Annotated in this window: 20 protein-coding genes, 1 tRNA gene and 1 pseudogene; 8 read left to right on the forward strand and 14 right to left on the reverse strand. The window is 49.8% G+C overall.

The annotated features are described in order from the left end of the window. Positions 1 to 158: 158 nt before the first annotated feature. A complete protein-coding gene (gene sulA / locus ACH0WD_RS16805) occupies positions 159 to 668 on the reverse strand; it encodes an SOS-induced cell division inhibitor SulA (RefSeq protein ID WP_000288732.1) in 510 nt (169 codons plus the stop codon). 216 nt (positions 669 to 884) lie between these two features. Between sulA and ACH0WD_RS16810 the strand changes: the two genes are divergently transcribed. Continuing rightward, complete coding sequence (locus ACH0WD_RS16810) at positions 885 to 1,490, forward strand: TfoX/Sxy family DNA transformation protein (RefSeq protein ID WP_001202375.1); 606 nt, start codon at positions 885 to 887, stop codon at positions 1,488 to 1,490. Here ACH0WD_RS16810 and yccS read toward each other — a convergent pair. Then, the gene (yccS, locus tag ACH0WD_RS16815) at positions 1,477 to 3,630 is read right to left on the reverse strand and encodes a YccS family putative transporter (protein WP_000950862.1); all 2,154 of its coding nucleotides are present in this window, start codon (positions 3,628 to 3,630) and stop codon (positions 1,477 to 1,479) included. The two genes, ACH0WD_RS16810 and yccS, sit on opposite strands and share 14 nt — an antisense overlap. A gap of 18 nt (positions 3,631 to 3,648) precedes the next feature. Beyond that, entirely contained in the window at positions 3,649 to 4,095 is a 447-nt protein-coding gene (locus ACH0WD_RS16820; RefSeq protein WP_001261222.1) for a YccF domain-containing protein, read from the reverse strand. 123 nt (positions 4,096 to 4,218) lie between these two features. Here ACH0WD_RS16820 and helD point away from each other — a divergent pair, with 123 nt between their 5' ends. After that, positions 4,219 to 6,273, forward strand: coding sequence for a DNA helicase IV (gene helD, locus ACH0WD_RS16825; protein ID WP_000420499.1), 2,055 nt, complete (start codon positions 4,219 to 4,221; stop codon positions 6,271 to 6,273). A gap of 35 nt (positions 6,274 to 6,308) precedes the next feature. On the opposite strand, the gene mgsA is transcribed toward helD, so the two are convergent. Both mgsA and ACH0WD_RS16835 read right to left on the reverse strand, forming a co-directional pair. Further along, complete coding sequence (gene mgsA / locus ACH0WD_RS16830) at positions 6,309 to 6,767, reverse strand: methylglyoxal synthase (RefSeq protein ID WP_000424187.1); 459 nt, start codon at positions 6,765 to 6,767, stop codon at positions 6,309 to 6,311. 94 nt (positions 6,768 to 6,861) lie between these two features. Continuing rightward, positions 6,862 to 7,524, reverse strand: a complete 663-nt coding sequence (locus tag ACH0WD_RS16835; RefSeq protein ID WP_000847722.1) for a DUF2057 family protein — start codon at positions 7,522 to 7,524, stop codon at positions 6,862 to 6,864. 173 nt (positions 7,525 to 7,697) lie between these two features. On the opposite strand from ACH0WD_RS16835, the gene ACH0WD_RS16840 reads away from it, so the two are divergent. Beyond that, positions 7,698 to 8,111, forward strand: a complete 414-nt coding sequence (locus tag ACH0WD_RS16840; protein WP_001537782.1) for a CoA-binding protein — start codon at positions 7,698 to 7,700, stop codon at positions 8,109 to 8,111. 44 nt (positions 8,112 to 8,155) lie between these two features. Here the strand turns inward: ACH0WD_RS16840 and hspQ are convergent, their stop codons facing one another. Both hspQ and rlmI read right to left on the reverse strand, forming a co-directional pair. Further along, entirely contained in the window at positions 8,156 to 8,473 is a 318-nt protein-coding gene (hspQ, locus tag ACH0WD_RS16845; RefSeq protein WP_000561983.1) for a heat shock protein HspQ, read from the reverse strand. A 57-nt stretch (positions 8,474 to 8,530) separates the two neighbouring features. Next, positions 8,531 to 9,742 carry a 23S rRNA (cytosine(1962)-C(5))-methyltransferase RlmI gene (rlmI, locus tag ACH0WD_RS16850; protein ID WP_000140480.1) on the reverse strand — a complete coding sequence of 404 codons (1,212 nt, stop codon included), beginning with the start codon at positions 9,740 to 9,742 and terminating at the stop codon, positions 8,531 to 8,533. Positions 9,743 to 9,956: 214 nt separating this feature from the next. Here rlmI and ACH0WD_RS16855 point away from each other — a divergent pair, with 214 nt between their 5' ends. Genes ACH0WD_RS16855 through yccX form a run of 3 tightly spaced genes read left to right on the forward strand, consistent with a single transcriptional unit; the run spans position 9,957 to position 11,640 of the window. Further along, entirely contained in the window at positions 9,957 to 10,505 is a 549-nt protein-coding gene (locus tag ACH0WD_RS16855) for a YbhB/YbcL family Raf kinase inhibitor-like protein (RefSeq protein WP_000859417.1), read from the forward strand. Positions 10,506 to 10,530: 25 nt separating this feature from the next. Then, a complete protein-coding gene (locus ACH0WD_RS16860) occupies positions 10,531 to 11,310 on the forward strand; it encodes a helix-turn-helix transcriptional regulator (protein WP_000548082.1) in 780 nt (259 codons plus the stop codon). 48 nt (positions 11,311 to 11,358) lie between these two features. Then, a complete protein-coding gene (yccX, locus tag ACH0WD_RS16865; RefSeq protein ID WP_000072879.1) occupies positions 11,359 to 11,640 on the forward strand; it encodes an acylphosphatase in 282 nt (93 codons plus the stop codon). Here the strand turns inward: yccX and tusE are convergent. Both tusE and yccA read right to left on the reverse strand, forming a co-directional pair. Continuing rightward, the gene (tusE, locus tag ACH0WD_RS16870; RefSeq protein ID WP_000904449.1) at positions 11,637 to 11,966 is read right to left on the reverse strand and encodes a sulfurtransferase TusE; all 330 of its coding nucleotides are present in this window, start codon (positions 11,964 to 11,966) and stop codon (positions 11,637 to 11,639) included. The genes yccX and tusE overlap by 4 nt on opposite strands. A gap of 86 nt (positions 11,967 to 12,052) precedes the next feature. Next, a complete protein-coding gene (gene yccA, locus ACH0WD_RS16875) occupies positions 12,053 to 12,712 on the reverse strand; it encodes an FtsH protease modulator YccA (protein WP_000374046.1) in 660 nt (219 codons plus the stop codon). A 394-nt stretch (positions 12,713 to 13,106) separates the two neighbouring features. On the opposite strand from yccA, the gene ACH0WD_RS16880 reads away from it, so the two are divergent. Continuing rightward, positions 13,107 to 13,194: transfer RNA gene (locus tag ACH0WD_RS16880), tRNA-Ser, on the forward strand. 136 nt (positions 13,195 to 13,330) lie between these two features. On the opposite strand, the gene pipA is transcribed toward ACH0WD_RS16880, so the two are convergent. From pipA to ACH0WD_RS16895, 3 genes are all read right to left on the reverse strand, one after another. Beyond that, complete coding sequence (pipA, locus tag ACH0WD_RS16885; protein ID WP_000938181.1) at positions 13,331 to 14,011, reverse strand: type III secretion system effector protease PipA; 681 nt, start codon at positions 14,009 to 14,011, stop codon at positions 13,331 to 13,333. A 222-nt stretch (positions 14,012 to 14,233) separates the two neighbouring features. Then, positions 14,234 to 15,109 carry an SPI-2 type III secretion system effector PipB gene (gene pipB, locus ACH0WD_RS16890; protein WP_000156599.1) on the reverse strand — a complete coding sequence of 292 codons (876 nt, stop codon included), beginning with the start codon at positions 15,107 to 15,109 and terminating at the stop codon, positions 14,234 to 14,236. A 390-nt stretch (positions 15,110 to 15,499) separates the two neighbouring features. Next, on the reverse strand, positions 15,500 to 15,724 hold the full coding sequence (locus tag ACH0WD_RS16895) for a PagK family vesicle-borne virulence factor (RefSeq protein WP_071591098.1): 225 nt from the start codon (positions 15,722 to 15,724) through the stop codon (positions 15,500 to 15,502). Between the two features lie 35 nt (positions 15,725 to 15,759). Here ACH0WD_RS16895 and ACH0WD_RS16900 point away from each other — a divergent pair. Further along, positions 15,760 to 16,082: pseudogene (locus ACH0WD_RS16900) on the forward strand (hypothetical protein). 9 nt (positions 16,083 to 16,091) lie between these two features. Here ACH0WD_RS16900 and sigE read toward each other — a convergent pair. Both sigE and sopB read right to left on the reverse strand, forming a co-directional pair. Further along, positions 16,092 to 16,433, reverse strand: coding sequence for a type III secretion system chaperone SigE (gene sigE, locus ACH0WD_RS16905; protein WP_000444723.1), 342 nt, complete (start codon positions 16,431 to 16,433; stop codon positions 16,092 to 16,094). A 16-nt stretch (positions 16,434 to 16,449) separates the two neighbouring features. Next, positions 16,450 to 18,135: an SPI-1 type III secretion system effector inositol phosphate phosphatase SopB gene (sopB, locus tag ACH0WD_RS16910; RefSeq protein WP_001166961.1), complete on the reverse strand. Its 1,686-nt coding sequence runs from the start codon at positions 18,133 to 18,135 to the stop codon at positions 16,450 to 16,452. Positions 18,136 to 18,187: the final 52 nt, after the last annotated feature.

Genomic DNA, 18,187 nt, shown 5'->3' on the forward strand with positions numbered 1-18,187 from the left:
CATGACGGATATACACATCATTTAACAGTTTCAGATGATAAATCGTACAGCAAAAATTGCGGAAACCGCTTCTGACAAGCGTTCTCGCAAAAAAAACGTTAGCACTCAAAGGAGATACGTTCGCGTAAAAAAAAGTCCAGGATAAATCCTAATTTTACCTAATGATACAAATTAGAGTGAATTTTTAGCCCGGAATGCTGTCTCCTGGGTAAAGCGTGCGCACGTACAGGGCGCATGATAAACCCTACCGCATTACCTACCTTCGCTGCTTCAACCAGGCTGGCATGTTCTTCTTCTGTCAGTTCTTCAGTCATCCAACCAATTACCACGCTGTAATTTCCTGTACGCAAAGCGCGGATCATCGACTCCAGCGTATGACGAGGTGCAAGCTGGCTAATTTGCATCACTTTCGTTAATGGCAAACCTGAAGACTGTACCCATTCACGGCTGAGCTTTTGCTGCGGCGTGAGCCAGAGCTGCCAGCGTGATTGTTGGCCTAACTGACGGAGTAAAGGCAAAAGCAGGAGTTGCGCCATCATGGGCTGGTCTTCGTGGTAGACAACTTCACTGACCAGTCCTGCCGCGGCATTTTCCGTAGCGGTGCGCGCAGCGTTGTGGGTAGTGGTAGGAAATGACGAAGAACGATTTGCATAACCTGAAGTGTACATAATCAATCCAGCCCTGTGAGTTACTGTATATTCATACAGTACCCCTGTGGCGATGAAAGATCAACTCTATTTTCGGAAACTGTCTCGCAATTTTTATTCTTAGTGGCGTCAAAAATAAAAATCATCTTGCTCGCGGAGTATAAGTTGCCTATTTTCGTCATTAACGGATCCGTTACTGCAAATCATTCTTTTACTTTATGATTTAAAAGGAATTTTATGAGAGCACTCTCTTATGACAGGATCTATAAATCGCAAGAATATTTGGCCTCTTTGGGGACGATCCAGTATCGATCTTTATTCGGTAGCTATAGTCTGACCGTGGAGGATACCGTCTTTGCGATGGTGGCTAATGGCGAGCTTTATCTCCGCGCCTGTGAAGAAAGCGTACCCTACTGTGTGAAGCATCCTCCCGCCTGGCTCATGTTTATGAAATGTGGACGTCCCGTTATGCTCAACTATTACCGGGTGGATGAAAGCCTGTGGCGCGATCAGCAGCAGCTGGTGCGTTTATCGAAGTATTCTCTTGACGCGGCAATGAAGGAAAAACACAGCCGTATTTTACAGCACAGACTCAAAGATCTCCCCAATATGACCTTCCATCTGGAAACATTGCTCAATGAGTCAGGGATAAAGGACGAAAATATGTTACGCATACTGGGCGCGAAAATGTGCTGGCTAAGGTTGCGACAAAGCAATCCCTTGCTGACGGTGAAAGTTTTGTATGCCCTGGAAGGCGCAATTGTCGGCGTACATGAAGCGGCGCTCCCGGCGAGTCGTCGCCAGGAGCTTGCCGACTGGGCTCATTCGCTTACGGCTGGGTAATTAATGTAGAAGTCGACGGTGAAATTTGCCGTTGCAAGCGTCCAATCTCGGGCAGTAAGGCAATGAGCAAACCAATTTGTTGAACAACCAGAGGTTCTTTGCTGTCCGGACGTGTTTCCAGCGACTGAACTCGCTGCTTTAAACCCTCCAGCGCCTGGTGTACGCGCTGTTCGTCTTCAGGTTGATGATGAAGCGCATCATCAACGTAGCAGACCGCGTCATCCAGAAGCCCCAACACGTCCGGATTACTGAGCTTTTCGCGGTGCGCGCCGAGGGCGGAGATATAGCTGGTAAAAGTGTGATTGAGGCAAAGCAGCCTGAACGCCGCCTCCCGGGTTTCAGCCGTGACGTCGGGTTCGCTCGACATATTAGAAACCACGGATGCCAGTTCTGCATCGCGGTTGTGCGCGTCGCGTCTGGCAATGCGATAGGCCAGGCGGTTATCCCGTCCCTGGTGATATTGCTCAAGGATCGCATCAAGGTAGCGGCAATTAGCATCGGTGGCGCGCTGGAGTACCCGGGGAAGGTTGCGAAAGCGCCAGTCCGGCCAAATAAAGCTGACCGCAGCCCAAGCGATAGCGCAGCCAATTAACGTGTCGACGACGCGCGGTAACGCTACCTCGAAGCCTTCGCCCAGGAGGTTAAAGCAGAGTAATACCAGCAGGGTGATGAACATCGTCGCATGGGCATACTGCACATTACGGAATGCGAAGAAAAGCACGCCGGTAATCACCAGCAGAACTAACTGTCCTTCAAGCGAAGGGACAAACCATAAAATCGGCAGGCCGATCGCAACGCCTACCAATGTACCGATAATCCTGAGCGCAAGGCGATGGCGGGTCGCGTTATAGTTAGGCTGACAAACGAACAGGCTGGTGAGCAATATCCAGTACCCGTGGCGCATCCCGGTAATTTGGATGAGAGCATAACCGATGCACAATACCAGTGACATGCGTACCGCATGGCGAAAGAGAGCGGACTCCGGGGTAAAATTACGGCTCAGACGCAGCCAGATGTCGCTAAACCCGTGCAGGCTATCATCAGCCAACTGGTTTTCTGACTCATTGCGCGGCATTGCCTGGGCCTGCTCCGACTCGATCGTCGCCAGTTGCGCATCAATAGCGCGTAGGTTGGTTAATAAGAACCCAAGCGTATTTAACAGCTCTAAAGAAGCGCCGCTGGCGCGCATACGTTCAAGCGCGGCGTCAATGTGGGTAAAGACGCGTTCAAAACGCGGATCATGCTGGTACGGCGTACGCAGTAAGATACAGCGCGCCAGCTGCGTACAGGCCTGCGCCTGCATCGACATCAGACGCTGAAAGCGGAACATGACGTCGCTATGGCGAAAATAATCGCGCAGCGTCTGGTATTGAATATGCGAAGAACTGGCGCGTTCATGAATATCCTGCGCCACAAAATAGTAATGGAGGGTGCGGCGCGTACCGCGTTGACCGCGATCGCCGCGCAGGCGACTCAATAACGACACTTTCGTTTGGTTCAGCGTCGCCATTAACTGCCCGTTCGCTAACGCTAAATCATAGAGCGGCGCCTGGCTTTCATCTTCAATATCAGGATCAAACAGACGTGATTTCAGTTCCAGATAGTGCGCTAACTGTTCGTAACTGCGTGCCAGATTATCCTGCAACGGGCGGATCGGAAATAGCAGATGCCCGGTTAGCGTCAGTAGGTTATACCATACTGCGCCTGCCAGCAGGAGCAGTGGTTGCTGATACCAGTGATCGTATAAAGAAGCGCCCAGCATCGTATAGATGGCAATGAGTAACGCGCCGAACGCGATGGTGGCATAGCGTTGCCCCAGTCCTCCCAACAGAATAAACCCGCTGGTGGATAACGTTAAGCCCAACGCAAATAGCCACGGCCAGGGAAAGAGCAGCTCCACAGAAGCCGACGCGATAAAAAAGCAAATTAAGGTAATGATTAAATTACGCAAGCGTCCGGCAAGGCGATCGTCGAGATCGGTTAGCGCCGCGGCAACCATACCGAGCGTGAGCGGGATGGTCAGTTTGACGTCGCCCAGCCACCAGGGCAGGGCGGTGGTGCCGCACAGAGCGATAAAAATGCGGATGTAATACAGCCAGGTACTGTTCCAGGTATAACGGCGAATCAACGGACTTAACATAAAGGCTATTTGTCCCGATCATTCAAAACGGCGGCGCGCGTTAGCTTCTCGCGCGGCGCGAGCGGTTTCTACAGAGACGACGCGGCGACCGACAGGCCAAAGCGCAATCGCGGCAATTTTAAAGTTCGCAATACCGACAGGTATCCCGATGATAGTGACACACTGCGCGATACCGGAGGCAATGTGCATCAGGCATAGCCACCAGCCGAAAAAAAGTAACCAGAAAATATTCAGCAAGGTACCGCCAGTATTCATTAATACGCTTTTCGCCGCCGGATTAAGTTCGTCAACGTGAATGGCTTCATTACCGTAAGGGAACAGGGACAGTTTGGTTATCTCCCAGCAGGAGCGGGTCAACGGCAGGGTAAAAATAAGCACAATACTGACAAGCGTGGCCAGCAGCCAGGCCAGCGTAGTGGCAAAGCCGCCCAGTACAAAGTTTAAAATATTCAGAACGGTACGCATAAACCCTCAGTTCATTCCGGTTTTCTATCACTGCGGGCAATTGTAACGTTTTTTTAGACTGGAGCACGTTTTCTCTGGCGGTTACACTGATAAGCACATCTTTACGTCTGGATTCGCTGAGTCATGGAACTGAAAGCAACTTCTCTTGGAAAACGTCTGGCGCAACACCCGTATGATCGTGCCGAGATCCTCAACGCTGGGGTGAAAGTGTCTGGCGACAGGCATGAATATCTTATTCCATTCAATCAGTTATTGGCGATTCACTGTAAGCGTGGGCTGGTATGGGGCGAGCTGGAGTTTGTCCTGCCGGAGGATAAAGTCGTGCGTTTGCACGGTACCGAGTGGTCGGAAACCCAGCAATTCCATCGCTATCTGGACGCGCACTGGCGTCGCTGGAGCCAGGAGATGAGTGATGTCGCCGCGCAGGCATTACAAGAGCAATGGGCGCGTATTAGTGAGCGAACGGGCGAAAACCAATGGCTTACCCGTGAACGCGTTCGGGGGCTGGAACACGAAATTCGCCAGACGTTTGCCGCCTTACCGCTGCCGGTCTCACGTCTGGAGGAGTTTGCTCACTGTCGCGAGATATGGCGTAAGTGTCTGGCCTGGTTACAGGATAGCGAGGGAAGTCGGCAGCAGCATAATCAGGCGTATGCTGATGCCATGCTGGAAGCGCATGCCGACTTTTTTACGCAGATAGAATCTTCTCCGCTTAATCCTTCCCAGGCCAGGGCGGTGGTTAACGGCGAATCATCGTTACTGGTACTGGCGGGCGCGGGAAGCGGTAAGACCTCGGTGCTGGTGGCGCGCGCGGGTTGGCTGTTGGCGCGCGGACAAGCAGATGCGGGGCAAATTCTTTTACTGGCGTTTGGTCGCAAGGCGGCAGAGGAGATGGATGAGCGTATCCGCGAGCGCTTACATACGGAAGAGATTACTGCCCGTACGTTCCATTCGCTGGCGCTGTATATTATTCAGCAAGGCAGTAAAAAAGCGCCGGTTATCAGTAAGCTGGAAAGTGACGCCACCGCGCGGCATCAGCTATTTCTGCGCACCTGGCGTCAGCAGTGTAGCGAGAAAAAAGCGCAGGCCAAAGGCTGGCGTCAGTGGCTGGAAGAGGAGATGCAGTGGGTAGTGCCGGAAGGTAATTTCTGGGACGATGAGACATTGCAGCGGCGTCTGGCCCCTCGCCTGGATCGTTGGGTCAGTTTGATGCGTATGCACGGCGGCGCGCAGGCAGAAATGATCGCTGGCGCGCCAGAGGAGTGCCGCGAGCTGTTTGGCAAACGCATTAAGCTGATGGCGCCGCTGCTAAAGGCCTGGAAAAGTGCGTTGAAAGCGGAAAATGCCGTTGATTTCTCCGGGCTTATCCATCAGGCAATGGTAATCCTCGAAAAAGGGCGTTTTATCAGCCCGTGGAAGCATATTCTGGTCGATGAATTTCAGGATATTTCCCCGCAACGGGCGGCGCTGTTAGAGGCGCTGCGCAAGCAGAATAGCCAGACTACGCTGTTTGCCGTTGGCGATGACTGGCAGGCGATTTACCGTTTTAGCGGGGCGCAGCTCTCCTTAACGACGGCGTTTCATCAGACGTTCGGCGAGGGCGAGCATTGCCACCTGGACACCACGTACCGCTTTAACAGTCGGATTGGCGATATTGCCAATCGCTTTGTACAGCAGAATCCGCACCAGCTTAAAAAACCGTTAAATAGTCTGACCCCAGGCGATAAAAAAGCGGTGACGTTATTGGATGAAAGCCAGTTGGACGCGTTACTGGATAAATTATCCGGCTATGCTAAGGAAGATGAACGTATCCTGGTGCTGGCGCGCTATCATCATCTGAAACCCGCGAGTCTACAAAAAGCGGCGACTCGCTGGCCGAAGTTACAGATAGACTTCATGACTATCCATGCCAGCAAAGGCCAACAGGCCGCTTACGTGATTCTTGTCGGATTGCAGGAGGGTAACGACGGTTTCCCCGCCCCGGCGCGAGAATCCATTATGGAAAGTGCGCTTCTTCCTCAGGTTGAGGATTTTCCGGACGCTGAAGAGCGGCGTTTGTTATATGTGGCGTTGACGCGCGCGCGCGCGCGGGTCTGGCTGCTTTTCAATAAAGATAATCCCTCGCGCTTTGTGGAGGCGCTTAAACAGCTGGATGTGCCGGTGGCGAGGAAGCCCTAAAGCGCGGGCGGTACAGCATCCCGCCCGCGTAGCGGTTATTTCAGGCGCTCGGCCAGATAACGCGCATAATCCGGAATAAGAATATCTACAGCGTCATTAAAATGCGGGGACTGGATGATAAAGTCCGCCGTTGAGACGTTAGTGGCGACAGGGATATTCCATACGGTGGCCAGACGCAGTAGCGCTTTGACATCGGGGTCGTGCGGTACCGCGTTCAGCGGGTCCCAGAAGAAAATCAACACGTCGATTTTCCCTTCTGAAATGAGCGCGCCAACCTGCTGGTCGCCGCCCATCGGGCCGCTCAGCATCGCATTAACGTCCATACCGGTTGCGCGCTGGATCAGATTCCCCGTGGTGCCGGTTGCATAAAGAACGTGTTTTTCCAGCAACGGCTGATGGCGTTCCACCCAGTTCATTAACATCTGTTTGCAGTGGTCGTGAGCAACCAACGCGATATGTTTGCGCGTCGGCAAGGTGCGAGTCGTCAGTTCCATAATTCGATTCCGTAGTTAACCTGTCTACAGATTACTGGAAGCGCTTGATGCTGCAAGAGAAAGACAAAAAAATTGCGTGCTGGGACAACTCATATCAAGAGGGCGGCTGTTTTTCCGCCCATTGCAGAAAATGATGGCGTGTCTGCGGGTCGGCCAGTCGGAACCAATATTTCAGCCGCTGTTCTGTCAGAGTTTGTGATTGCGGCGGTACGGTATCAAGCTCTGAGACGTCGGAAAGTAATGTGCTGTCGTCTGCCATCATCGTGGCGAACTGAGGAAGCGAGGCGCGTTTCGCCGATTTATTATAACGCTCGGTCTCTATTTCATAATCGACCACTTTAGCCGTAGAAGTAATGGCCAGAATATCGAGTTTTACCGGAATGGGCATGGCGTCGCCGTCCAAAAGCGCCAGACGCGGCGCCGCGTTAAAATACGAGGCTTCGCGCTCGTTTTCCAGCCGCGGGAGCTGAAAATTGACCTGACTTATCAGTTGGGTATCGAAACTTATCACCAGCGGCGGAGAAATATAAAGCCGCTCTTCATTACCGGGCAGGCGGATGGTTTTTTCCACCCGGAAAACGAGTTGATGCGGCCCGTTTTCCAGTTCAATGCTCTCTGCGCCGCGTAATAAAGAGCTGGACACCTTTTTGCCGTCCAGCACCAGCAGATCAACCTCATTAGACAAACGGAGCGTTGTGGCAAAAACAGTCACCGGCAAACAGAGAGCAAGGAAGGTGGCTAGCGCGCCGGTTTTCATAAGGTTCTCCTGTCCAAAGGCCGTCTGGCTAATAATGTATCGAAATTTTTCTTAGATCATGTTTACTAACATATAGACATATTTTGGCGTTTTGCTCTCATACATCGGTATGGGATGAATGGTTGCTATGTCAGGTTTGTCGTACACTTTGCAAAACAGCCAGGAGAAAGATGATGAAAGAGACCGATATTGCTGATGTTTTGACGTCCACTCGCACTATCGCGTTGGTAGGTGCGAGCGATAAACCCGATCGTCCAAGTTATCGGGTAATGAAATACCTGCTTGAACAGGGCTACCATGTGATTCCGGTTGCGCCAAAAGTCGCGGGTAAGACATTGCTGGGGCAACAGGGGTATGCCACGCTGGCGGATATTCCCGAAAAAGTCGATATGGTGGATGTTTTTCGCAACTCTGAAGCTGCATGGGGCGTCGCGCAGGAAGCTATCGCCATCGGCGCAAAAACGCTGTGGCTACAGCTTGGCGTGATCAACGAACAGGCGGCGGTACTGGCGCGGGATGCAGGCATGACCGTGGTGATGGATCGCTGCCCGGCGATTGAGATCCCTCGCCTGGGGCTGGCGAAATAAAAGTTTAAATGGCCGGATATCGCTCTCCGGCCTTTTACATACAATCAGTTACGTAGTCGCGGCGCCTGAAGCTGCTTGCGAATGGTACGCGCCAGTTCATCCATCGATGGCTGTTCTGGATGCTCGTCCCGCATTTCGCTTCGCAACTGGGCCTCGGCCAGATAAGTATGCACTGGCTGACCATCATCATCTTCCATTACCACGTGGTACCACGGAGCGGCGCGAAGTTCGTCGTTAACCGCCAGTTCATCAGGCGACGGTTCATCAAGCGAATATTCCGGGTCGATATCGACGACCACTCCGAGGTAACCTAACAGGGAATGGCGGACCTGTTGGCCGATACCGAATTTGCTGGCTATCATAGTCACCTCCCGGGAAATAGATACCCTTTATATGAGGATACTATTCCACTTTTCAAGTTACATGACGCGACAGGCAAACCCTTTCAGATACAGCCCTTCCGGGTAGGTGGCGATCACCGGGTGATCGGCGGCCTGACGGAACTGCTCTATAAATTGTACATCACGACCGGCATCTATTGCGGCATCGGCAATGATTTTCTGAAATAAATCGCTGGTCATCAGTCCGGAGCAAGAGAATGTCAGCAGTATGCCGCCCGGATTGAGCAGTTGAATCGCTAACATGTTAATGTCTTTATAGCCCCGGCAGGCACCCATTAACTGGCTTTTATTTTCGACGAATTTGGGCGGGTCCATGATGATGACGTCGAATTTTTCGCCGTGTTCACGGTAAGCGCGCAGCAACTTAAACACGTCATCGCGTACGAATTCGGCTTTGCTCAAGTCCAGTTGGTTCAGTTCAACGTTTTGCCTGGCGATATCCAGCGCATCCTGTGAGGTATCCACGCTGACAACCTGGCGACAACCGCCCATTAACGCCGACACGGCAAAACCGCCGGTATAAGAGAAGCAGTTCAGTACCCGCTGATTTTCCACGTAGCGGCGCGTCGCCAGACGACTGTCGCGCTGATCAAGATAATAACCGGTTTTGTGGCCGCCCTGGATATCGACCAGTAATTTCATACCGTGTTCTTCAATTGGCAGAAGCGCAGGCGGCAGTTCGCCAGTGACCGGGCCTTGCGTCAGCGCCATCCCTTCTTTTTTCCGCACGGCGACGTCGCTGCGATCGTAAATAGCGCAATCCGGATAGCATGTTTGCAGAGCGCTAATTAATGCGGCGCGTTGATATTCGGCCCCGGCGCTGAGCAGTTGCAGCACCAAAAAATGGCCAAAACGATCGATAGTGACGCCAGGCAGGCCATCGGACTCACCGGCGATCAGACGATAGCTATCCAGGCCGTCTTTTTTCGCCAGCCAGTCGCGCCACTGCTGCGCCTGGCGCAGGCGGCGGGTGAAAAACGCAATATCAATGGATTCTGCTTTATCAAATGTCCAGACGCGCGCGCGGATCTGGGATGCTGGCGACCAGGCGCCGCGTGCTAACCACTTTCCCTGATGGTCGACGATATCGATAGTTTCACCGAGGTTGGCTTTGCCTTCCAGGCGGGAGACAGCGCCGGAAAAGACCCATGGGTGGCGGCGGAGTAAAGATTTTTCTCGCCCTTTGCTGAGGACTAAACGGGGATATTGCGGAAATGTAGATTCAGTCATGCGGAGTAACCTCTCACAAACAGTGACGCGAGCCGGATGATAGCTCCAGCCAGGGACCGTGAAAACGAAATGGCGCGTAGGGTAGCACAGATAAGAGGGGCAATCACCAGCGTATGGTGGTGAGCGTTTCTGCACAAAATAGAATCGTAAAGGCACAGTTTCTTCAGCGGGCGCTTTTTATAGTGTTATTTCTTTATATGAAGAAGGAAATACAATGAAAACAGTCTTCTCTTTGACCGCAGCCGCAATGATGGCATTGAGTGGCGGCGTATCTGCCGCATCGGCGTTTAGCCTCAGTAGCGCGGATATTCCGGCGGATTTTCGTTTAACGCAACAGCACGTCTTTAAAGGATTTGGTTGTAGCGGAGAAAATATTTCGCCGCAGCTGAGCTGGCGCAATCCGCCTGCCGGAACCAAAAGCTACGCTATTACCGTCTTCGATCCTGATGCGCCCACCGGAAGCGGCTGGTGGCACTGGACGATGGTGAATATTCCTGCGCAGATTCACGACCTGCCGACGGGGGCTGATAAAAAAACGTTACCCGCTGGAGTGGTGCAGGGACGGAATGATTTCGGTTATGCTGGCTTTGGCGGCGCCTGTCCGCCGCCGGGCGATAAGCCTCATCGCTATCAGTTTACTGTGTGGGCGCTGAATACGGCAACACTGCCGCTCGACAGTGAGTCGAGTGGCGCGTTGGTAGGGTTTATGCTTAACGCGCATGTGATTGCGAAAGCACAATTCACGGCCACATACGGAAGATAAAACAGAGGACGGCACGGTGCAGGAGATGCATATTCGACATCAGGATCTTACGACGGCAGAGGTGCGTTCCAGTCATCTGCACCGTTTGCATCGTGTTACGCTTTTTTCCGCCGCTATCTGCCATATTACGCAGGGCAGTAAAGTCATCATTCAGGATGATAGCCGCCTTGTCGCCGGGCCGGGCGAGTTGATTATTATTCCAGCGAACACGCCGCTGGAGATTATTAATCAGCCTGCGCAGAACGGTTTTCGCTCCGACCTGTTGTTACTTTCACCGGAGATTATTGCTCGCTTTAAAACGATGTACGTTCAGGATTATCCACCGGCAAACCTGACATCGCTGTGTACGCCGATGAGCCGTAGCCTGACATTTATGTGGGAGAACGTGTTGGATGCTGTGCGCCAGGGTTTACCCGTTGGGCTACAGGAACATCAGGCGATGGGGTTACTGTTAGCGCTTTTGCATGATGGCGCGGCAGGACCGCTGCTTATTGAACGGCGTTACACCCTCACGGAGCAGGTGCGGCAACTGATTATGCTCTCGCCTGCTAAGCTATGGACAGCCCAGGAGATAGCCCGCCGTCTTGCTATGGGAACATCGACGCTGCGTCGGCGTTTGCAGCGCGAATCGCAGAGTTATCGACAAATTGTTGAAGAGGTGCGCATGTCCTGCGCGCTTTCTCAACTGCAATCGACGACGCTGCCGATCGGCGAAATAGCGCTACGGTGCGGTTACCTGTCGGGGTCGAGATTTACGGCCAGATTCCGCCAACATTATGGGTGTCTGCCCAGTCAGGTACGTTAAGTATGTCCTGTATGAGCCTCCACCACTGATTATGAAAGGAGAACCATCATGTCGAACGTCTGCATTATCGCCTGGGTTTATGGTCGCGTTCAGGGAGTCGGGTTTCGCTATAGCACGCAGCATGAGGCGCAGCGGCTGGGGTTAACCGGCTATGCGAAGAATATGGATGACGGAAGCGTAGAAGTAGTGGCCTGTGGCGACGCGGCGCAGGTGGAAAAACTCATCAAGTGGCTGAAAGAGGGCGGGCCGCGCTCTGCTCGTGTGGACAAAATCCTCACTGAACCGCACAGCCCTCGCGAGACGCTAACAGGCTTCAGTATTCGGTATTAAATACACTTTACCGGTTTGGGCAGACCGGCGATTTTGGTCGCTTGCTTTGCCGGGCCTTTCGGGAACAGACGATACAGATAACGGCTGTTGCCTTTTTCTTCGCCGAACTTATTCGCCATCGCTTTTACCAGCATTCGGATGGCGGGAGAGGTATTAAACTCCAGGTAAAATTCGCGCACGAAGCGCACGACTTCCCAGTGTTCCGCAGAGAGCTCAATGCCTTCATTGGCGGCGATAGCGACTGCCAGCGTTTCACTCCACTGCGTCGTCTCTTTCAGATAGCCTTCGCTATCAGTACTGATTTCTTTACCTTCAAAGATCAACATAACGTTTCACTGCGTAATCAACACGGACGGCAGTGTAGCAAAAAATAAAGCCCTGCATAAGCAGGGCTGGAAGAGGGGAATGTCGATTAGTCGCGGCTGGCGAAGCCCAGAATGCTGAGCAGGCTGACAAAGATGTTGTACAGCGAAACGTACAGGCTGACGGTCGCACGAATATAGTTGGTTTCACCGCCGTGAATGATGTTACTGGTTTCATACAGGATAGCGCCCGAGGAAATCAGGATAAACACCGCGCTAATCGCCAGGTGCAATGCAGGCAGTTGCAGGAAAATATTCGCCACCATACCAATCAGCACGACGACGATCCCGGCCATTAACATACCGCCCAGGAAAGACATATCCTTACGGGTGGTCAGAACGTAAGCGGAGCAGCAGAAAAATACTAACGCGGTCCCACCCAGCGCCAGGCCAATGACATCGCCCATGCCTGCTGACAGATAGGCGTTAAGAATCGGGCCCAGGATATACCCGAGGAAGCCGGTAAACGCAAAAGCAGACAGGATACCGACCGGCTTATTGGCGGTTTTATAGGTCAGGAACATCAGCCCATACATACCGACCAGCGTCAGAATCAGGCCGGGGGAGGGCAGCATCAGTACCGTACTGGCTGTCGCGGTAATTGCGGAGAAAGCCAGCGTCAGGCTCAACAGAAAATAGGTGTTGCGCAGTACTTTGTGCGTACTCAGTAGCGAGCTACGATCACGCGATGATGTAATGATACGATCCATTAGTCACTCTCTTATGACAGATGTAATTAATAAAGGAGAATAATAAAAACAGTCACTGTCACCCAGTGGTTTTACCCATCTTTACGCATTCGTTTACGTTTAGTTTCCTTAAGAGATTTCAGGTGATTACCGTCGTTAAAACGGTCTTCTCATGCCTGGCGCTACGCCATAAAACAGGCGGCAGCGCCAACCACGCGTTACCGATAAAAAATTGATAATCACAGCGGTAAAACAGTGGGGACGAACAACACGTATTAAGCCCGTTTTTGTGTTGAAGAAATGGTCAATGTGCCGCTATTTCAGGCAATTAACGAAATTTTGCCTGTTTTTCACGCAAACGAACACATTCGGTCTTTACATGACGCACCGGGATGTTTATAGTGCGCCTCATTCCGGAAGTGTGGCCGAGCGGTTGAAGGCACCGGTCTTGAAAACCGGCGACCCGAAAGGGTTCCAGAGTTCGAATCTCTGCGCTTCCGCCAGATTAAACAAGGGGTTACCGAAAGGTAGCCCCTTTGTTTTTTGGGCGCTTAGAATATAGTTAGAAAATACTGCCAGAACATTTCCCGAAAAAACGGACTACGTGGGTTTTTAGTTTCTTTTCGTTTCCTGATGTGTCTATTTATTGAAGATGTAGACCATTCTGGGAGGTGAAGGATGCCCCATCTCTTTCAGAATAATGTTGGCATATTCGACAACAGGGCCTCTTGGATGATTTTCTTCTTTATCCTGAAGATGGGTCAGTGCATGTACAACTTCATGAATAAATGAACGTTTTGTGTCAAAAAGTTGTCTTCCTTCGTTACTTTCATAATGTTCGGTATATGAATCATCAGAATCGTCCAGATTGAGACAAATAACTTTCCTGCCTTCTGAAAGTTTGAAGTGTTCCTGAGCCACGGTAGTTTCAAAGGCTTCGCCTGCCCCCAGTAGCCAGCGCTGCTCCACATCATGTAGTTCTTTTTCATATGCGTAATTCATCAGTCTGCGGAATGTTTCGCTTTGGGTATACGCATTTTGAAGTACGGAGGATAGTTCATCGTAGCATTCGTCATAAGTGTCGTCATCAATTTCTGTATCAGGGTCTATTCCACCCGCGCCTGAGATAAGGTACTCCACCACACACTCTGGCTCCAGACGGAATTCACTGTTTATGGCAAGGCTGTCATGAGCAAGGCGTAGCCGTGAGGGGTTTGGTGCATGTTCGGGAATATCGGGGAAAACAGGTGTATCTGCGGTATTTAATCCATATGTGGATACTCCGCTTTGAGGTATTAATCTGTAGGTGACCGGAAGCATAATTTCTTATTCTCTGACTACAATTATGAATTATTTAAATTAAACAATAATAGTTTTTTTAGTTAATGTGCCACATACAGATAACGCTATGATTCAGACAAAGCCAACAAGTAATACGCTGAAAATGTTATTTATAATGAAACTTAGGGGCGGGGTTTATGTAATAAAACAAGGGGGGCTTCTGTTTGAATACTCCTTGTTTATAAAATCCCTTTATCTCGACTAAAATATCGGATGGGGGAAAAGAGTTCTATCATTGTAATCCGGGAGTGGAGTAGGGGTATGTTGACTACCTGTCAGATCGGCTCCTGTTAATGCTTTCGCTAAAGTTAGAGCTATCTTATCTAATTTCGCACCATTTAGTTTGGTGTCAGTTAAGTCTGAGCCGAATAGAATTGCAGCGGTTAAGTTTACAACGGACATGTTAGCGCAAGTCAGGTTTGCGTGAGTCAGGTTTGCTTTAGTCATGTTTGAACCCATTAGATTTACAGCGTGTAGATTTGCACAACACAAATTTGCACCGACTAAATTTACATTAGAAAGAGTTGTTTCACGGAAATCTGCATCAGAAGCATCTATTTCTGACAAATCTTCCCCCTGGAAATCTTTATGAGCCAGGTTTACTCCGCGCAGGTTCAGAAAACCATCCTCGGTTATAAGTGAATCAGGCTGTTGTATGTTATGTTTACTCATCAGTTTTAACATTCGACATACATTCCAAAATCTCTCACTATCAACGTTATCCGTTACAGTTTTTCCATTTTTGTTCACTTCAATAATGACCATGGGATCCGTATTTTCGGATGCTGCTCCACATGACAGACATATAGTACACCCGTTGACATCCTCCAGAAATATTTTATTACCATCGAAGAAAGCATCTTTATTTACATATAATAATGATGTGGTCAGTTTTCCAATTACCTCCCGAAAGCATCTTTCATTGCTTCTTCTTACTCCACCACAGGTAAAAAAATTGACAAGCCACTCCAGTACACCGCGTGGTGAAGTTGCACTTTTCATTGCTTCTTTCGTACCGGTACCGGCCGCATGCAAATATCTTAATATATTTTCTGGGGACGCGTTAGTTATTGTCATTTTGATTCCTTCTTATGGAAGTGAGTCGATTCCTTATAGGTGTGAGTCAAGTCACATTTATACAAGGAATAATAAAAAAAAGATATAAGGTGATTTTTGTATTTAGAGCTTTGGTTGAGTATGAGTAGGTGTCTGGCATCTGACAAGAGGCGATGATATCTGCCATAACGGTGAAGCAGAAGTACTGTCGGGGTCGTTACAATCACCAGCTTAGATATAGAACGCGCTGGCTGCGCCTGGAAGTCAGTCATATGATGTTGTAAAAAATCAGGCTGACGTTAATAAAACACGCCAGCCTGAAGTCATATTCAGTTCATCAGGAATTGATGAAACATAATAACCAGATATACTCTCAGTTCTGATATGGTTGTTATAGTTTTCTGTAAAAAATTAACAACCACATACTTGACACCAAAAATCTGGTATCTCTATATCTTGTGGCCAGTTGTCACACCAGCCTGGGCGAATCAATGCTTCAGGGTCTGGTGGCCAGCCACGGGAGGCGTGTTTTGTATTATCTGGTGGTGGGGGGGAATCACTGGCAGCCATCGCCGATGCCGAAAAGGCTGTAGCCGACAACACCAGAAGCAATGGTAAAAATATACGATGTCTCATAATATCACCCGTGAATAATCAGATTATCCTTGCTATTGGCTTCCTTCATTTCCAGCATAACTCACGCTTCATCATCATTGAATAAACAATTAAGTTTGTTGAGCGAAAATTTACTTAAAGAAAAAATAATAAGCACTAATATTTTTTTTGCAGTATTTCAACTTATAGCAGAATAAATGCGCGTAGATGGCGTAAAAACCTGATGATCAGGAATACTTACACACTAAAAATGCTCCCGCAAACAGAGCGAAATGAGAGAGAGGAACGTTTGCCCCTTACATTTCCACCAAAGATTCTGGTCTTGTCTCTTGTAAAGGGCATACGTATCGCGCTTTATCTCATTAAGAAAGCATGTTGATGTATTAAATTATGCATAACGCTCTTTCAATTGCTTCACGTTAGAAATGAATAATTCAAAACCAGTGAGCGCCTCTTCTTCGGTACTGGTTTGCGGCAAGCGATAAAGCGCCACTAAAGCAGTATTGTCTGCGTCAGCGCCGATAGTGACGGCGCTGGCGTAGTTAAGACGTAAAAAATGCTGCAAAGTCAGAGTGTCGTCAGGCAATGGCATAAAGGGACAGCACATTTCCAGTGTATGATCGGATTCATTAAAATAAACCTGTATCCCATCATCAATGATGAGAAGTGGCTCATCTTCTGGCGCATCCAGGCCTAACGCGGCATATAAACGATTTAATAGACTTTCCATATAGTTACCTCAAGACTCAAGATGTGATTAATGAAGAAATGCCTTTTACTGACTGCCAAATATTTTCATCCCCAATTCGTTTTTGATAGGAAAGATTGAGCACTTCTGGCGATAAATTTTTCAGTACTTTGTTCCCCGCCCCGCCCGTATTTTGTTTCTGAATCTCCAGGTTACCGCTATTCAGTAATACTTTTTGGAAAATTTTCTGTCCACCGCTATCCGGAAGACTGCCAGGCGCATTTAACATATGGGTCTGATGTAAGGAAATGATCTCTCGCTTGATTTCTGAATCCATCATTCCTGTACGATCTTTGCCGCTTTTACAATTCCAGGCGGGCACCGCGTCAATTTCATGGGCTAACATGGCAAGGCGTTGTGCGAGTTTATAGGGTTCGCCGCCATCTTTATGATGTTGGTTATTTTTCCAGATATCCTTAATCTGGCGCGCTAATGTATTTACGACCTCATAATTATCCGGGTATTGCGCCAGCCATTCGCCAACCCAGCCACCTGGTCTGGCTTCAGGGCGTAAATCATTGCCTAATAACTGATGTAGCGCTTCGGCATTATATCTATCAGATGCCTTAAGGCCAAAGCCGAGCTTGAGCGCCAGCTCATTAACCCCCATATTAAATGCGGCAACGTCCGGTTTTATTTTTACCGTCTGTAGATCGCCATCTTTATTGCGGATTTTTAAATGAATCATTTTTCCCGGCTGGGTCAACGATTGCCATGCGCGCATTTGATCCTCGACCATCGTCCCCTCTTTGCCGAAAATATTCGTCGCGGTGAGCAACCCGACGGATACCAGTTTCAGGCTTACCGCTTCGCCCGCTAAGGCTCTGTTAAGCAACTCAGGTTTACTAAAAAGTGCCGCAGCTAATACTTCTTTGGCTTTGTTTTCAGCGCCGGCCTGACGCAGAAGCGGATCTTTTTCATGATAGGGGGAAAGCACGCCATGACGTATCCCGCAAAAAAGCGTTTTATCTTTACCGTCCTCATGCACACTCACCGTGGACATCCACAAATTATTGGCGTGATGAATATTTTTGGTATCCCAACTGCATACGCCCTTTCCCTGATAAGCACTGGGAAAGATATCTTTTGCGCCGATTTTCATCTCTGCGGCAGGGAGCTGCGTGTTGGTATAGTGATGCCCGTTATGCGTGAGTGTATTTTTTATGGTTTGCCAGGGCTGGTTATTAAGCTGCTTGACCTGAGCGTCTCTAAACGCTACTGCCGCAAAGCGATGAGCTTCTTTTGCAGGTAATCCATCCTGCTGCTGAGTGCGTGCTGCAATAAGTTCGATAAGATTTTTCTTCAATGCTTTTGCCGCGGCTTCTTCTTGTTTTGTTGCTGGCCGGTCCGCTTTAACTTTGGCTAACTCCATTTGGTTTGCCATTGACGCCAGGACCGGGTCTTGTTTACCCAGAACGGTTGCCGCGACGGTAAGAAGATCGCGCTGTAAGTTATAGAGGTTATGCAGCGAGTGGTTAGACGTCTTCTGATGCTGTAGATAATTCCCCCATGTAGCGCCAGGTTCTCGCAGGACAATAATTTCCGGGCGAGCGTCGGACGCTTTAGCCGGCGCTTTGCCCTGGCCTGAGAGAATCTGCATTCCGTTGTATAAGGTTTTTTGTAGGCTTTTAAAAGCCTCCTGGGTTTTTAGTGAAGCTGAGTGATAGAAGCTCTGTATTTGCATAGCGTTTTTAATATTCCTGAATAGGGGAGTGGGAACATTCAACAGGGTTAAC

Source organism: Salmonella sp. 2020_1395, from assembly GCF_043848115.1.
Classification (GTDB): domain Bacteria; phylum Pseudomonadota; class Gammaproteobacteria; order Enterobacterales; family Enterobacteriaceae; genus Salmonella; species Salmonella enterica.